The organism is Caballeronia sp. LZ028 (assembly GCF_031451415.1).
GTDB classification, from domain to species: Bacteria; Pseudomonadota; Gammaproteobacteria; order Burkholderiales; family Burkholderiaceae; genus Caballeronia; species Caballeronia zhejiangensis.
The window spans coordinates 1,168,277-1,182,517 of record NZ_JARUXN010000004.1 but is presented as its reverse complement, the minus strand read 5'-3'; the positions used below and the strand labels follow the sequence as shown (position 1 = coordinate 1,182,517).

10 protein-coding genes are annotated in these 14,241 nt (G+C 64.6%); 7 read left to right on the top strand and 3 right to left on the bottom strand.

Annotated features, from left to right (window positions below; all coding sequences use genetic code 11):
- Window positions 1-9 precede the first annotated feature (9 nt).
- A complete protein-coding gene (locus tag QCE58_RS28210) occupies window positions 10-876 on the top strand; it encodes a proteasome-type protease (protein WP_008352816.1) in 867 nt (288 codons plus the stop codon).
- A gap of 6 nt (window positions 877-882) precedes the next feature.
- Here QCE58_RS28210 and QCE58_RS28205 read toward each other — a convergent pair whose 3' ends face one another.
- The 3 genes from QCE58_RS28205 to QCE58_RS28195 all read right to left on the bottom strand — a co-directional run bounded on the left by QCE58_RS28205 (window position 883) and on the right by QCE58_RS28195 (window position 4,879).
- Window positions 883-1,815, bottom strand: coding sequence for a glycerophosphodiester phosphodiesterase family protein (locus QCE58_RS28205; protein ID WP_008352817.1), 933 nt, complete (start codon window positions 1,813-1,815; stop codon window positions 883-885).
- Between the two features lie 240 nt (window positions 1,816-2,055).
- The gene (locus QCE58_RS28200; protein WP_008352819.1) at window positions 2,056-3,219 is read right to left on the bottom strand and encodes a porin; all 1,164 of its coding nucleotides are present in this window, start codon (window positions 3,217-3,219) and stop codon (window positions 2,056-2,058) included.
- A gap of 325 nt (window positions 3,220-3,544) precedes the next feature.
- On the bottom strand, window positions 3,545-4,879 hold the full coding sequence (locus QCE58_RS28195) for a YihY/virulence factor BrkB family protein (RefSeq protein WP_008352820.1): 1,335 nt from the start codon (window positions 4,877-4,879) through the stop codon (window positions 3,545-3,547).
- A gap of 250 nt (window positions 4,880-5,129) precedes the next feature.
- On the opposite strand from QCE58_RS28195, the gene fdnG reads away from it, so the two are divergent.
- From fdnG to selB, 6 genes are all read left to right on the top strand, one after another.
- Window positions 5,130-8,198 (top strand): formate dehydrogenase-N subunit alpha, encoded by a 3,069-nt coding sequence (gene fdnG, locus QCE58_RS28190; RefSeq protein WP_144403755.1) that lies wholly within the window; start codon window positions 5,130-5,132, stop codon window positions 8,196-8,198.
- 10 nt (window positions 8,199-8,208) lie between these two features.
- Window positions 8,209-9,153 (top strand): formate dehydrogenase subunit beta, encoded by a 945-nt coding sequence (gene fdxH / locus QCE58_RS28185; RefSeq protein WP_008352823.1) that lies wholly within the window; start codon window positions 8,209-8,211, stop codon window positions 9,151-9,153.
- Window positions 9,140-9,790: a formate dehydrogenase subunit gamma gene (locus QCE58_RS28180; protein WP_008352824.1), complete on the top strand. Its 651-nt coding sequence runs from the start codon at window positions 9,140-9,142 to the stop codon at window positions 9,788-9,790. Before fdxH ends, QCE58_RS28180 begins: the two co-directional genes overlap by 14 nt.
- Before the next feature lie 103 nt (window positions 9,791-9,893).
- Window positions 9,894-10,868 carry a formate dehydrogenase accessory protein FdhE gene (fdhE, locus tag QCE58_RS28175; RefSeq protein WP_250521794.1) on the top strand — a complete coding sequence of 325 codons (975 nt, stop codon included), beginning with the start codon at window positions 9,894-9,896 and terminating at the stop codon, window positions 10,866-10,868.
- Entirely contained in the window at window positions 10,865-12,310 is a 1,446-nt protein-coding gene (gene selA, locus QCE58_RS28170; RefSeq protein ID WP_008352827.1) for an L-seryl-tRNA(Sec) selenium transferase, read from the top strand. Before fdhE ends, selA begins: the two co-directional genes overlap by 4 nt.
- A complete protein-coding gene (gene selB / locus QCE58_RS28165) occupies window positions 12,307-14,214 on the top strand; it encodes a selenocysteine-specific translation elongation factor (RefSeq protein ID WP_250521793.1) in 1,908 nt (635 codons plus the stop codon). The genes selA and selB overlap by 4 nt, the downstream gene beginning before the upstream one ends.
- The last annotated feature ends 27 nt before the right edge of the window (window positions 14,215-14,241 follow it).

The window sequence follows — 14,241 nt, the reverse complement described above, 5'->3', positions numbered from 1 at the left end:
CGGATCGACATGACTTATTGCGTGGGCATGTGCGTGGACGAGGGACTCGTGTTCCTGTCCGACACGCGCACCAACGCCGGCGTGGACCACGTGAGCGCCGCGCGCAAGATGGCTGTTTTCGAACAGCCGGGAGAGCGCGTACTCGTCCTGCTCGCGGCGGGCAATCTCGCCTTGACGCAGGCGGTGACGCATCTGCTCGTGGAGCCCTCCGATCCGAACGCACCCACGCTGTATAGCGTCCAGACGATGGCGGAAGCCGCGCGCATCGTCGGCGATGCGGTGCGCGAGGTGCATCGGCGCGACGCGCTGTCGCTCGCTGAATTCAGCGTCGACTTCAATTGCAGCTTCATCCTCGGCGGACAGATCTTCGGCCAGCCGCCGCGACTCTTCATGATCTACGCGGCAGGCAATTTCATCGAATCGACGCGCGTGTCGCCGTATTTCCAGATCGGCGAATCGAAGTACGGCAAGCCGATCATCGATCGCGTGATCACGCCGTCGTCGCCGCTCGACGAAGCCGCCAAATGCGCGCTCATTTCGATGGATTCGACGCTGCGCTCGAATCTCTCGGTCGGTCTGCCGCTCGATCTGCTGGTCTACGAGAAGGACTCGCTGCGCGTCACGCGCTTCGCCACGCTCGACAACAACAGCGCGTACTACCAGATGATCAACAAGACCTGGGGCGAGCGTCTGAGGCAGCTTTTCGGCGAGATTCCGAACCCTTCGTGGACCGAGCTCGACAATGTTCCGCTGCGTCCGCGCGAGACGCGCAGCACGGTGCCGCGGCTCGTCATCGGCGATCTGCCGTGCCCGGGCGCGCCCGCGCAGACGCTCGCGCAAGACGTCGAATCGAACGGCAACGCGCCGCATCAGTGAGCGGCTTCAGGGGCACGGCAGCGGCAGCGCAATACCCGACCTGACCGCTTGCATCTTTCGCGGCGAATCGGTGAGCACGGCCGTCATGCCGATACAGGCGGCGGCGCGATAATCGTCGGCGTTGTCGATGCCGATCGCGAGGATCGGGGTCTCGCCTCTGGTGCGAAAGCACTGCACCGCTGCGGGCGTCCAGAGTCTCGACGTCACCGCCGAGCGCGCTTCCCCGAGCGTGAACGTTTCGACCAATTCCATCTTTCTCGCATACTCGAACGCGGTCCATCTTCCGGGCGACGGTGCGTCCTTGCACGTGGATTCGAGCGCCACGTAGGCGAGGCGGGCGCGTGTCGCATCGCGCGACTCGAACAGCCGCGAACGTGCCTGCGGATAGGCCGAGAAGGCCCGTTGATAGGCGGCATCGGTCGAATAGATCAGCACGCGTGACCACGCGTTTTCCTCGTCCAGCACGCGCGCGACCGCCGCCGTCTGAGGTCCGGCGGGCAATGCCTTCATGTCGAGCATCACGGGTACGTCGGGCGGAATCACGCGCAACGCCTGCGCGAGCGATGGAATACGCAGCGCGTGATCGCGATACGGATAGCGCGTCACGCCGTTTCCATCGGCGAGGGCGAAGTTCCGTCCGGCGTCGAGATGTTGCAGCGCGCCGAAGTCGTGGTCCGCGACCGTTCCGTTGCCATCCGTGTTGGTCGAGAGATCGGCCGGGCGATAGAGCACCGGCACGCCATCGCGGGTGAGTTGCACTGTGAGCCAGATCGCATCGGCGCGATTGTGCAGCGCGCCCTGGATGGCGATCAGCGTGTTCTCCGGGTAATCGGCTGCGCCGCCGCGATGCGCGATGATCATCGGCAAGGCGGACGCGTGCGCAGTATCGGACCGATGCGCGGCTGTCGTGCAAGCGGTTGCGGCGATGCACGCGGCCATTGCAAGCGGAGCCAGAAGTCTTGAGCGAAGCGGCATTCAGCGAACCCCCGGGGCATTGAGATTCGGCCGATTCTGCCGCCGTTGTCCGGGCGGGATGACGCGCACGCGGTTGATTCAACACTTTGTTGCGCTTGCCGCTTTCGGACGCGAAAAAAAACAGCCATCGGAAAACCGATGGCTGTTCGAGGATGCTGCTGTCCTTCCGGCGCGGCACTCGCGTGCCACGCCAGTCGGTTGTTCTTAGAACTTGTGGCGCAGGCCGATGAGCACCAGTTCCTGGTGGCTGCGGCCGCTTGCGAAACCGAAGTCGCTGATCGAAGCTTGCGCTTCTTGCGTCGAGCCGTCCGCGTTGCGCTGCGTGCCGCTTGCGTGCTGATACGCGCCGACAGCGTAGACGTCCGTGCGCTTCGACAGCGAGTAGTCCGCGCCGATCGAAACCTGGTGGTAGTTGGCCGACGTGTCGCCGCTGCCGTGCGTGTACGTGTAGCCCAGGCCGAGCAGCGTTGCCGGCGTCAGCTGGAAGTTCAGGTACGCGTTGGCGACGTTGAACTTCTCTTGTTCCGTGAACGTCGAGCTGCCGTCGTTCTTGTACTGAGCGAAGCTGTACGAAGCGCCGGCCGTGAACGGACCGAACACGTACTGGCCTGCGCCGCGCGCGATGGCGACTGCGTGGGCCGTCTGGTAGCCGACGTTGATCACCGTGTTGAACAGCGAATCCGACGACGGGCTGTTCCAGCCGGTGGTGCCGGTCGTGCGGCCAGCCGTCGGGTTGTTCACGTACAAGTAGCTGGCGGCCAACGAGAACGGACCGTTGCCGTACGTTGCAGCGGCACCCCAGGTCTGGCCCTGGCCCGTAGCGCCCGCGAGGTTGCTGAAGCCGTAGATGCCTTCGAACTGGAAGCCGGAGAACACCGGCGACACGTACTTGACGGCGTTGCTCACGCGCAGGCTGTTGTCGTAGTTGTCGACGTCGCCCGGCGTTGCGAAGGCAGCGCCCCAGTAGTTGTCGGCCGTGAGGCCCTGAACCATGTCGACCGACGGGTCATACTGACGACCCAACGTGACCGTACCCCACTGGTTGCCGCTCAAACCGACGAACGCTTGACGGCCGAACAGACGACCACCCTGGTTCGACTGACCCGTGCCCGGATCGAAGCCGCTTTCCAACTGGAAGATTGCCTTGAGGCCGCCACCGAGGTCTTCCTGACCCTTCAAGCCCCAACGCGGGCCGGACAGCGTGCCGTTGACCATGCCGAACAGATGGTCGCCATTTTCGTTGGCGTGGCTCACATATGCGAGACCGGTATCGATCACGCCATAGAGCGTCACGCTCGTTTGTGCTTGCGCCGCGCCTGCTGCGCCGAGCAGCGCCAGCGAGAGGGACGTCAGTGCGATTCGTTTCATCGAATTCTCCACGCGAATGATTAATCGTTGTTGCCGGCGCAGAGAATAACGCAACGTTTCGTAACTTCAGAAACGAAAAAATATTGACTGTCTCGAAAAACACACACTTGGGCGTGAAGCCCGCCTGTCAAGGTTCTCAGGCAGTCGCAGGGGGAATTTTGGGAGACAGGGCTATCGCGGAAAAGTTCCGGGCGCAATCGGACATTTGAATCGGATTTTCCGGACGCCGATATTCGATTACTTGCTTTTCAAATAACAAATCGCTTTCCCGGCGCGCGATCTTTCGGATTCGATGGACAGCCGCGCGACATAGCGCGCAAGCGCCTCAGCCTCGGTCGTTTTCACGCGCGGCATCGCGACGCGAAAGCAATGCGAGCGCCATTCCCGCGCCTGCCGCCACGAGCACCGCGCGCCACGGATGCCGCCGCACCGCAGCATTCGCATGCGATGCCTTGCGGCCAGCGCCGACCATCGCGAGCGCGGTGGCGCGCGTGGCCGTCGATTCGGCGCGCGCGAGCTTGCGCGACAACGCCAGCGCCCGCGCGACGGCGGACACCTTCTTGCGCGCCTGTCCCGTCAGTTGTTGCGCGTGTTGTGCGCGCGCGCCGATCGCGCGGCGCGCGCTCGCGGTGGCGGGGGCATCGTCAGGAGCGCTTGCCGGCGTGAGCGGCGCGGCGGCGGATGCGGCGCCCGCGACCGGCACAGCCGTGCGCGTCGAGGCCGCGAGCAGCGAGCCAATCTTCGCGCGGCTGCCCGGCGGCACGCGGCCATTGTTCTGCTGTCCCCATGCGCCGCGCGGATCGTGCATTCGCGCGCGCGCCGCCGAAAATTCCGCGCCCAGCAGGAGCACGGCGGCGGAGAAGTACAGCCACATCAGCAGCACGGCGAGCGAACCCGCCGCGCCGAACGCGCTCGCGGTGCCCGCGTGGGTCAGATACAAGGCGAACAGCTTCTTGCCCGCCGAGAAAAGCAGCGCGGAGACGAGCCCCCCGACGAGCGCATCGCGCCATTGCACGGGCGCATCGGGGAGGAACTTCATCAATGCGCCGAACGCGGCGGTGAGAATCGCGAGCCCGACCACGAGCTGCACGACGTCGCCGACGATCACGAACGGCGAATTTGCCCACAGCCACATGCCGACCGCCTGAATCGCGGTATCGAGCACGAGCGAGACGATCAGCAGAAACGCGACGCCGAGCACGAGCCCGAACGACACGAGCCGCACGCGCACCAGCGTCATGATGCTGGAGCGCTGCTCGCCGCTCATCGGCCAGACGATGTTGAGCGCCGTGTTGAGCGATGAAAACGTCGCCGATGCACCGACCGCGAGCAGCACGAACGAGATGATCGCGGCGATGCCGGTCCCGCTGCTGCGATGCGCGTTCTCGACGATGCTCTGCACGCCCGCCGCGGCCTGATCGCCGATGAGTCCGTTCACTTGATGAAAAAGTTGCCCGCGCGCCGCCTCCGGTCCGAAGATCCAGCCCGCGACGGCGATCACCATGACGAGCGTCGGCGCGAGGGAGAACGCCGAGTAGAACGCGATGCTCGCGGCCATCGCGGCGCAGCGGTCTTCCGAGAACTGCTTCAGCGCGCCGAGCGCCCACGAAGCGTCTTTCTTCACCACCGCTTCGATCTTCTGGGTTGAGACGGAACTCATGGCGACCTCTCGGTTCGATGAATGGAGCGCGAATGTTTCACCCCGTCGAGCACGTTCCATTCCAGAACATGCGTGGCCAGGCGCGGCGCTTGCTAAAGCGACAAGGTTGCGTATGAAGTATTCGTTGCATGCAACGCGCGCAAGACCTGTGATTGGTGCAAATACCGTGTCAACCTGTCTGCGGGATGTAATCGGGCACCATATACTTTAGTAACCCAGTAACCCACATTACGACGCGCCGAGGGCAATCATGCTCCAAATGTCACGGCGACAGTTCCTCAAGGTCTCTGCGAGCACGCTCGCCGGTTCGAGCCTGGCGGCAATGGGCTTCTCTCCGGCTCCCGCGCTCGCCGAAGTCCGGCAATACAAACTGTCGCGCACCACGGAAACGCGCAACACCTGTCCGTACTGTTCAGTCGGGTGCGGCATCCTCATGTACGGTCTCGGCGACAACGCCAAGAACGCAAAATCGAGCATCATCCACATCGAAGGCGATCCGGATCATCCGGTCAATCGCGGCACGCTCTGCCCGAAAGGCGCATCGCTCATCGACTTCATACATAGCCCGAGCCGGCTGACGTATCCCGAGCATCGCGCGCCGGGGTCGAACGAGTGGAAACGCATCTCGTGGGAAGAGGCGCTCGATCGCATCGCCGAGTTGTTGAAGGAAGATCGCGATGCGAATTTCGTCGAGAAGACGCCCGACGGCAAGACGGTCAATCGATGGCTGACTTCGGGCTTTCTGGCGGCGTCGGCGGGAAGCAACGAAGTTGGCTATCTGACGCACAAGACGGTGCGCAGTTGGGGAATGCTCGCATTCGATAATCAGGCGCGTGTCTGACATGGCCCGACGGTGGCAGGTCTTGCCCCGACGTTTGGCCGTGGAGCGATGACGAACCATTGGGTCGACATCAAGAACACGGACCTGATTCTCGTGATGGGCGGCAATGCAGCCGAGGCGCATCCGTGCGGCTTCAAGTGGGTGACCGAGGCGAAGGCGCATCGGCGCGCGCGTCTCATCGTCGTGGACCCGCGCTTCACGCGCACGGCATCGGTCGCGGATTTCTACGCGCCGATTCGCACCGGCACGGACATCGCGTTCCTCGGCGGCGTCATCAACTATCTGCTCACGAACGACAAGATTCAGCACGAGTACGTGAAGAACTACACGGACATGTCGTTCATCGTGCGCGAGGACTTCGCGTTCAAGGACGGCGTGTTCTCGGGCTATGACGCGGAACATCGCAAGTACGACAAGACGAGCTGGGATTACGAGCGCGGCGACGACGGCTATGTGAAGACCGATCCGACCTTGCAACATCCGCGCTGCGTCTACAACCTGTTAAAGCAGCACTACGCCGCCTACACGCCGGAAATGGTGACGAAGGTTTGCGGCACGCCGACCGACAAGTTCCTCAAGGTCTGCGAGATGCTCGCGACGACCGCGGCGCCGAATCGCGCCGGCACGATTCTCTATGCGCTCGGCTGGACGCATCACTCGGTCGGCGCGCAGATGATTCGCACGGGCGCGATGGTGCAGCTTCTGCTCGGCAATATCGGCATCGCGGGCGGCGGCATGAATGCGCTGCGCGGGCACTCGAACATTCAAGGCCTGACCGATCTCGGCCTGATGTCGAATCTGCTGCCCGGCTACATGACCTTGCCGATGGAAGGCGAGCAGGAATACGAGGACTACATCAAGAAGCGCGCGTCGCAGCCGCTGCGGCCGAATCAACTGAGCTACTGGAAGAACTATCGCGCGTTTTACGTGAGCTTCATGAAGTCGTGGTGGGGCGATAACGCGACGGCCGACAACAACTTCGGCTATGACATGCTGCCGAAGCTCGACAAGTCCTACGACATGCTGCAGGTCTTCGAGCTGATGGCGCAGGGCAAGATGAACGGCTACATCTGCCAGGGCTTCAATCCGCTTGCGGCGGCGCCGAACAAGGCGAAGATCGGGCTCGGCCTGTCGAAGCTGAAATGGCTCGTCATCATGGATCCGCTCGCGACCGAGACGTCGGAGTTTTGGAAGAATCACGGCGAATTCAACGATGTCGATTCGTCGAAGATTCAGACCGAAGTGTTCCGTCTGCCGACGAGTTGCTTCGCCGAAGAGCGCGGCTCGCTCGTCAGTTCGTCGCGCGTATTGCAATGGCACTGGCAGGGCACGACGCCGCCGGGCGAAGCGCGAAGCGATCTCGAGATCATGTCGGGATTGTGGCTGCGCATGCGCAAGGCATATCAGGAGAAGGGCGGCAAATATCCCGATCCGATCCTGAAGATGACGTGGCCGTACGCGGACCCGGAAAGCCCGACGCCGGAAGAAATCGCGATGGAGTTCAACGGCCGCGCGCTCGCCGACGTCACCGATCCGACCGATCAGACGAAGGTCCTCGCCAAACGCGGCGAGCAACTGGCGAGCTTCGCGCAACTGCGCGACGACGGCTCGACCGCCAGCGGATGCTGGATCTTCTGCGGATCGTGGACGCAGGCGGGCAACCAGATGGGCCGGCGCGACAACTCCGATCCGACGGGCATCGGGCAGACGCTCGGCTGGGCGTGGGCGTGGCCGGCGAATCGGCGTGTGCTGTACAACCGCGCATCGTGCGATGTGAACGGCAAGCCGTTCGATCCGTCGAGAAAGCTCGTCGCGTGGAACGGGCGCGCGTGGGGCGGTCCGGATGTCCCCGACTTCAAGGTCGACGAACCGCCGGACAAGGGCATGAGTCCGTTCATCATGAATCCGGAGGGCGTGGCGCGATTCTTCGCACGCGACGGCATGAACGAAGGCCCGTTCCCCGCGCACTATGAGCCGTTCGAGACACCGCTCGGCCATAACCCGTTCTTCCCCGACAACAAGGCGGTGACGAGCAATCCGGCCGCGCGCGTCTTCCCCGACGATCGCGCCGCGTTCGGCACCGCCGACAAGTTCCCGGACACCGCGACCACGTATCGCCTCACCGAGCACTTCCACTACTGGACCAAGCACGCGCGGCTCAACGCGATCGTGCAGCCGCAGCAGTTCGTGGAGATCGGCGAGGAGCATGCGAAGGAAGTCGGCGTCGTCGCGGGGGATCGCGTGAAGGTGTCGAGCAATCGCGGGCATGTCGTCGCGGTGGCGCTCGTCACGAAGCGCATCAAACCACTGACTGTGGAGGGTAAGAAGGTGCACACCGTCGGCCTGCCGCTGCACTGGGGCTTCAAGGGCCTCACGCAGCCGGGCTATCTCGTCAACACGCTCACGCCTTCCGTGGGCGACGGGAACTCGCAGACACCCGAGTTCAAGTCGTTCCTCGTGAAGGTCGAGAAGGCATAGGGAGGACGAGATGGCTCTGCAATCGCTCGATATCAAGCGTCTCTCCGCGACGACCGTGCCGCAGACGCAAATACGCGAGCCGGTGACGGGCACGGTGGCGAAGCTCATCGACGTGTCGAAGTGCATCGGCTGCAAGGCGTGTCAGACGGCGTGCATGGAGTGGAACGACCTGCGCGACGATATCGGTCACACGACCGGCATCTACGACAATCCGCGCGACCTGACGGAGCATTCGTGGACGGTGATGCGCTTCACCGAATACGAAAATCCGAAGGGCGACCTCGAATGGCTGATCCGCAAGGACGGCTGCATGCATTGCGAGGATCCGGGTTGCCTGAAGGCGTGTCCTTCGCCGGGCGCGATCATTCAGTACACGAACGGCATCGTGGATTTTCACGAGGAGAACTGCATCGGCTGCGGCTATTGCATTACCGGCTGCCCGTTCAATATTCCGCGGCTCTCGAAGGAAGATCATCGCGTGTACAAGTGCACGCTATGTTCGGATCGCGTCGCGGTCGGGCAGGAGCCCGCGTGCGTGAAGACGTGCCCGACCGGCGCGATCATGTTCGGCACCAAGGTCGACATGCAGCAGCAGGCGGCCGATCGCGTCGAGGATCTGAAGGAGCGCGGCTTTGCTAACGCGGGCCTCTACGATCCGGCGGGCGTGGGTGGCACGCATGTGATGTACGTGCTGCATCACGCGGATCAGCCGGAGCTGTATCACGGGCTCGCGAAGGATCCGCACATCAGTCCGCTCGTGTCGATATGGAAGGGCGTGACGAAGCCGCTCGCGATGATCGGCATCGCGTTGGCGGCGTTTGCGGGCTTCTTCCATTACACGCGCGTCGGGCCGAACGAAGTCAGCGAGGAAGACGAACTCGAAGCGCATCGCGAAGCGGAAGAAGTGCAGCGTCGGCGTGAAGGCGGACAGGAGCGTACAGATGAAACACGATAGCGAACTGCGTGACGTGAAGGGCCATCGGCTGATCGTGCGCTACACGCCGAACGAGCGCACGAATCACTGGATCACCGCGATCACCTTCGTGCTGCTCGCGCTGTCCGGACTCGCGATGTTTCATCCGTCGATGGCATGGCTCTATGCCGTGTTCGGCGGCGGGCAATGGACGCGCATCCTGCATCCGTTCGTCGGCTGCGTGATGTTCATCTCCTTCATGATCCTTGCGCTGCGCTTCTGGCATCACAACTATCTGGACAAGAACGACGTCCAGTGGATGAAGCAGATGAACGACGTGCTCACCAATCGCGAGGATCGCCTGCCTGAGATCGGCAAGTACAACGCCGGGCAAAAGCTGTTGTTCTTCGTGATGGTGGCGAGTCTCGTGTTGCTGCTCGTGAGCGGCATCGTGATCTGGCGCAGATACTTCGCGTTCTATTTCCCGATTACCGTGATTCGTCTTGCATCCGTCGTGCACGCGGCGACGGCGTTCGTGCTGATCGTGTCGATCATCGTGCATATCTATGCGGCGCTTTGGGTGAAGGGTTCGATCGGCGCGATGACGCGCGGCACTGTCACGTATGGATGGGCGCGCAAGCATCATCCGCGGTGGTTCAGGGAGATGATCGGGAAGTAGAAATCCGGCGCGACGTTGGGCCAATACGTGCGGGGTGCGGTCCATTTCATATCCGTTTTGCTGATATGCTCGGTCGACCGTTCACCCCGCGAGGAAACCTTCCGTGGTCCAACGCATAGTCGAAGCCTCGCGAATCGAATCGCTCGATCCGTCGGCCATTCCGCGTTTGCGCATGCCGGAGCGCGCGACGATATTCGCCACGCGCGCCGCACGTCTTCGGCAACTCGCCGACGCAAGCAATCCCATCTCCGGTTATCTGCGCCTGATGGCCGCGCTCGCCGACGCCCAGCAGCGCGTGCTCGCGCATTTCAATGCGCCGATGCCCTCGCGCGAGTCCATCGAACTGAATCAGCGTCATTCGATGCCGATCGTTCCCGCGCTCACGGATGACCGCGATCCCGCGTGGCGCGACGTACTCTTCATGCTGCTCGACGGCATCGAAGCCGCCGGCGCGCTAACGCCCGCGCTCGCGCAACTCGTCGCCCGTCTGCGCGCGCTCGACGCCGCCGCGCTCGACGCCCAAGCCGACGCGATCCTCGCGCTGCGCTTCGCCGAAATCGATCCGGCCGCGGCGCCCCTCATCGCGGCCGCGCTGCAAGTCGTGTGGACCGATCTCGCGAGCCGCATCGACATGCGGGACGTGCCGTATCTCGACACGCCCGGCGTATGTCCCGTCTGCGGCTCGGTGCCGGTCGCGAGCATCGTGCGCGTGGGCGGCGCGTATGAAGGTTATCGCTACGTGCAATGCGGACTGTGCGCGACGGAGCTTCACGTAGTCCGCGCGAAATGCACGAACTGCGATTCGACCAAAGGCATCGCGTATCACGTGATGGGTACGGGCGACGAACCCGAGGAAGAAAAAGCGGCGAAGGCGACAAGCGCGCCGCTCAAGGCGGAATCGTGCGACGAATGCGGCACGTATCGCAAGATCGGCTATCAGGAGAAGGCTTACGACTTCGAACCTTACGCCGACGATCTCGCGAGCCTCACGCTCGATCTCCTGATGGGCGATGCGGGTTTTCGGCGCGCGGCGCCGCATCCGTGGCTCTGGCCCGAACAACAGGAAGGCGATCGATGAGCGATGTCACAGGCGACGGCGGCGAGTTGCGCGCATTGATGGCTCGCGTGCCATCGGTCGAGCGCGTGCTGGCATCGGCGGAGTTCGAGGCGGTGATCGCCACGTACGGCCGCACGCAGGCGCTCGCCGCATTGCGCGCGACGCTCGATGCATGGCGCGCCGATGCGCAAGCGGGCCGCGCGTCCGTCGATGCACTGAGCGATGCGCAACTCGCGCTCGCCGTCGACGCGCGGCTCGCGAAACGCGCGCGCAGCAACGTGCGCAGCGTCTTCAACCTGACGGGCACGGTGCTGCATACGAATCTCGGCCGCGCGCTGCTGCCCGACGAAGCGGTGCGCGCGGTCGCCGAAGTGCTCACGCGTCCGGCGAATCTCGAGTTCGATCTCGACACCGGCGCGCGCGGCGATCGCGACGATCTCATCAACGGCCTCATCTGCGAGCTGACGGGCGCCGAAGCCGCGACCGTCGTCAACAACAACGCGGCGGCCGTGCTGCTGACGCTTTCCGCGCTCGCATCGCGCAAGGAAGTGATCGTGTCGCGCGGCGAACTCGTCGAGATCGGCGGCGCGTTCCGCATTCCCGACATCATGAATCGTGCGGGCGCGAAGCTGCGCGAAGTCGGCACGACGAATCGCACGCATCTGAAAGACTACGACGAAGCGATCAACGCGAAGACCGCGCTCCTGATGAAGGTGCATTGCAGCAACTACGCCGTGAGCGGCTTCACGAAGGAAGTCACCCTCGCCGAACTCGCGCCGCTCGCGAAAGCGCGGAACTTGCCGGTCGCGGTCGATCTCGGCAGCGGCACGCTCGTCGATCTCGCGCAATGGGGCTTGCCGCGCGAAGCGACCGTGCGCGAGACGGTCGCGGCAGGCGCGGATCTCGTCACGTTCAGCGGCGACAAGCTGTTGGGCGGGCCGCAAGCGGGCCTGATCGTCGGGCGCGCGGATCTCATCGCGAAGATCAAGAAGCATCCGCTCAAGCGCGCATTGCGCGTCGGCAAGCTCACGCTCGCGGCGCTCGAAGCCGTGCTGCGTCTCTATCGCGCGCCTGAAACGCTGGCCGAGCGTCTCACGACATTGCGTCTGCTCACGCGTCCCGCCGACGCAATGCGCCTCGCCGCCGAACGCATCGAACCTGCGTTGCAGCGCATGATCGGCGATGCCTTCACTGTCAGCGCCGAACCGATGTTCAGCCAGATCGGCAGCGGCGCATTGCCCGTCGACGTGCTGCCGAGCTACGGCCTCGCGGTGCGCCTCGCGAGCGGCAAACGCGCGGGCGGGCAACTCAATCGCATCGAGAAGCGGCTGCGCGAGTTGCCGCGTCCGGTCATCGGGCGCATCGCGGATGGCGCGCTGCGTCTCGATCTGCGCTGTCTCGAAGAAGCCGATGAAGCCGCGTTCATCGCGCAGTTGGATGCAGGCGAGGACGCACGCGAATGATCGTCGGCACGGCGGGGCATATCGATCATGGCAAGACGACGCTCGTGCGCGCGCTCTCGGGCGTGGACACCGACCGGCTTAAGGAAGAGAAGGCGCGCGGCATCTCGATCGAACTCGGCTACGCGTACGTGCCTTTGGACGACGGCGGCGTGCTCGGCTTCATCGACGTGCCCGGACACGAGAAACTCGTGCACACGATGGCGGCGGGCGCGTGCGGCATCGACTTCGCCTTGCTCGTGATCGCCGCCGACGACGGCGTGATGCCGCAAACGCGCGAACATCTCGCGATCCTCGAACTGCTCGGCGTGACGCGCGGCGCGGTCGCGGTGACGAAGTGCGATCGCGTGGAGGCATCGCGCGTGCGCGACGTGCATGCCGAAATCGCGGCGTTGCTCGCGCGCGGCCCGTTGCACGGTGCGCCCTTGTTCGACACCGATGCGACTCAAGACGGTGACGCGGGCGTCGCTTCGTTGCGAGCGTATCTTCACGATGCCGCCGCGCACTGGCGCACGCGCCGCGACGATGGCTTTTTCCGGCTCGCGGTCGATCGCGTGTTCACGCTGACGGGGCAGGGCACGATCGCGACGGGCACGGTGTTCGCGGGCCGCGTGAACGTCGGCGACATGCTGGCGCTCGCGCCGCGCGAATCCGGCGGCGAGCCCGTGCGCGCGCGCAGCATTCACGCGCAGAATCGCGCAGCAGAGACGGGCCGTGCGGGCGAGCGCTGCGCGCTCAATCTCGCGGGCATCGACAAGGATGCGCTCGCACGCGGCGACTGGATCGTGGATGCGCGGCTCGCGCGGGCATCCGAACGGCTCGATGTCGAACTGAGCTTGCTCGGCGATGCGCAACTCACGCTCACACATTGGGCGCCCCTGCATGTGCATCTCGGCACGACGCATCGCGTCGCGCATGTGGCGCTGCTCGAAGCGGATACGCTCGCTGGGGGAAACACGGCGCGCGTGCAGCTCGTCTTCGATCAACCCGTTTGCGCGCTGCCCGGCGACCGCTTCATCGTGCGCAACGCGCAGGCGAACCGGACGGTCGGCGGCGGGCGCGTGCTCGATCCGTTCGCGCCCGCGCGCAAGCGCCGCACGCCGGCGCGCCGCGCGTGGCTCGATGCGCTCGTCGCGATGCTGGATACCGGTCGCGCCGATGCGCTTTTCGACGAAGCGCCGTATGGCTTGCCGCGCTCGCTTGTCGAGCATTTGTACGGGCGCGGCCTGTCGCCCGAAGGCGTGCGCGCCGTGCCCACGCACGATGACATGCTCTACATCGCGGCGCGTCACTGGGATGCGCTCAAGGCGCGCCTGCTCGATGCGCTCGCCGCTTTCCACGAACGCTTTCCCGACGAGCAAGGCCCCGACGCCGCGCGTCTGCGCCGCATGGCCGCGCCGCTCGCGCCGGACGCGCTGTGGCGCGCGCTCGTCGACGATGCGGTGACGAGCTGCGCGATCGCGAAGAGCGGGCCGTGGCTGCATCTGCCGTCGCATGCGGTGACGCTCGACGACAACGAGGAAGCGCTCGCTCGCGCGGTGCTCGCATCGCTCGAAGAAGGGCGTTTCGATCCGCCCTGGGTGCGCGATCTGGCGAAGGCGCAGGGCGTCGGCGAGGACGAGATGCGCAGGCTGCTCAGGAAGCTCGCGCGCCGCGGCGACGTGTATCAGGTGGTGCGCGATCTGTTTTATTGCCGCGCGTCGATCGGCGCGCTGGCGCAACTCGTCGCGCAATCGGCGCAAACGCAGGGCGGCGCGCTCGGTGCGGCCGCTTTCCGCGATGCGAGCGCGCTCGGCCGCAAGCGCGCGATACAGATTTTGGAGTTCTTCGACCGGGTTGGGTACACTCGATTCCACCGCGACCTGCACCTCTTGCGCGCCGATAGCCGCTGGCACGAGTCCGTCTGACGATTGCGCGCTCGTCCTTCCATCACG

Coding starts and splice junctions, on each gene's coding strand:
- QCE58_RS28200 (WP_008352819.1), bottom strand. CDS start 3,219: ATGAAACGAATCGCACTGACGTCCCTCTCGCTGGCGCTGCTCGGCGCA.
- QCE58_RS28195 (WP_008352820.1), bottom strand. CDS start 4,879: ATGAGTTCCGTCTCAACCCAGAAGATCGAAGCGGTGGTGAAGAAAGAC.
- QCE58_RS28210 (WP_008352816.1), top strand. CDS start 10: ATGACTTATTGCGTGGGCATGTGCGTGGACGAGGGACTCGTGTTCCTG.
- selB (WP_250521793.1), top strand. CDS start 12,307: ATGATCGTCGGCACGGCGGGGCATATCGATCATGGCAAGACGACGCTC.
- fdxH (WP_008352823.1), top strand. CDS start 8,209: ATGGCTCTGCAATCGCTCGATATCAAGCGTCTCTCCGCGACGACCGTG.
- QCE58_RS28205 (WP_008352817.1), bottom strand. CDS start 1,815: ATGGCCGCGTGCATCGCCGCAACCGCTTGCACGACAGCCGCGCATCGG.
- QCE58_RS28180 (WP_008352824.1), top strand. CDS start 9,140: ATGAAACACGATAGCGAACTGCGTGACGTGAAGGGCCATCGGCTGATC.
- selA (WP_008352827.1), top strand. CDS start 10,865: ATGAGCGATGTCACAGGCGACGGCGGCGAGTTGCGCGCATTGATGGCT.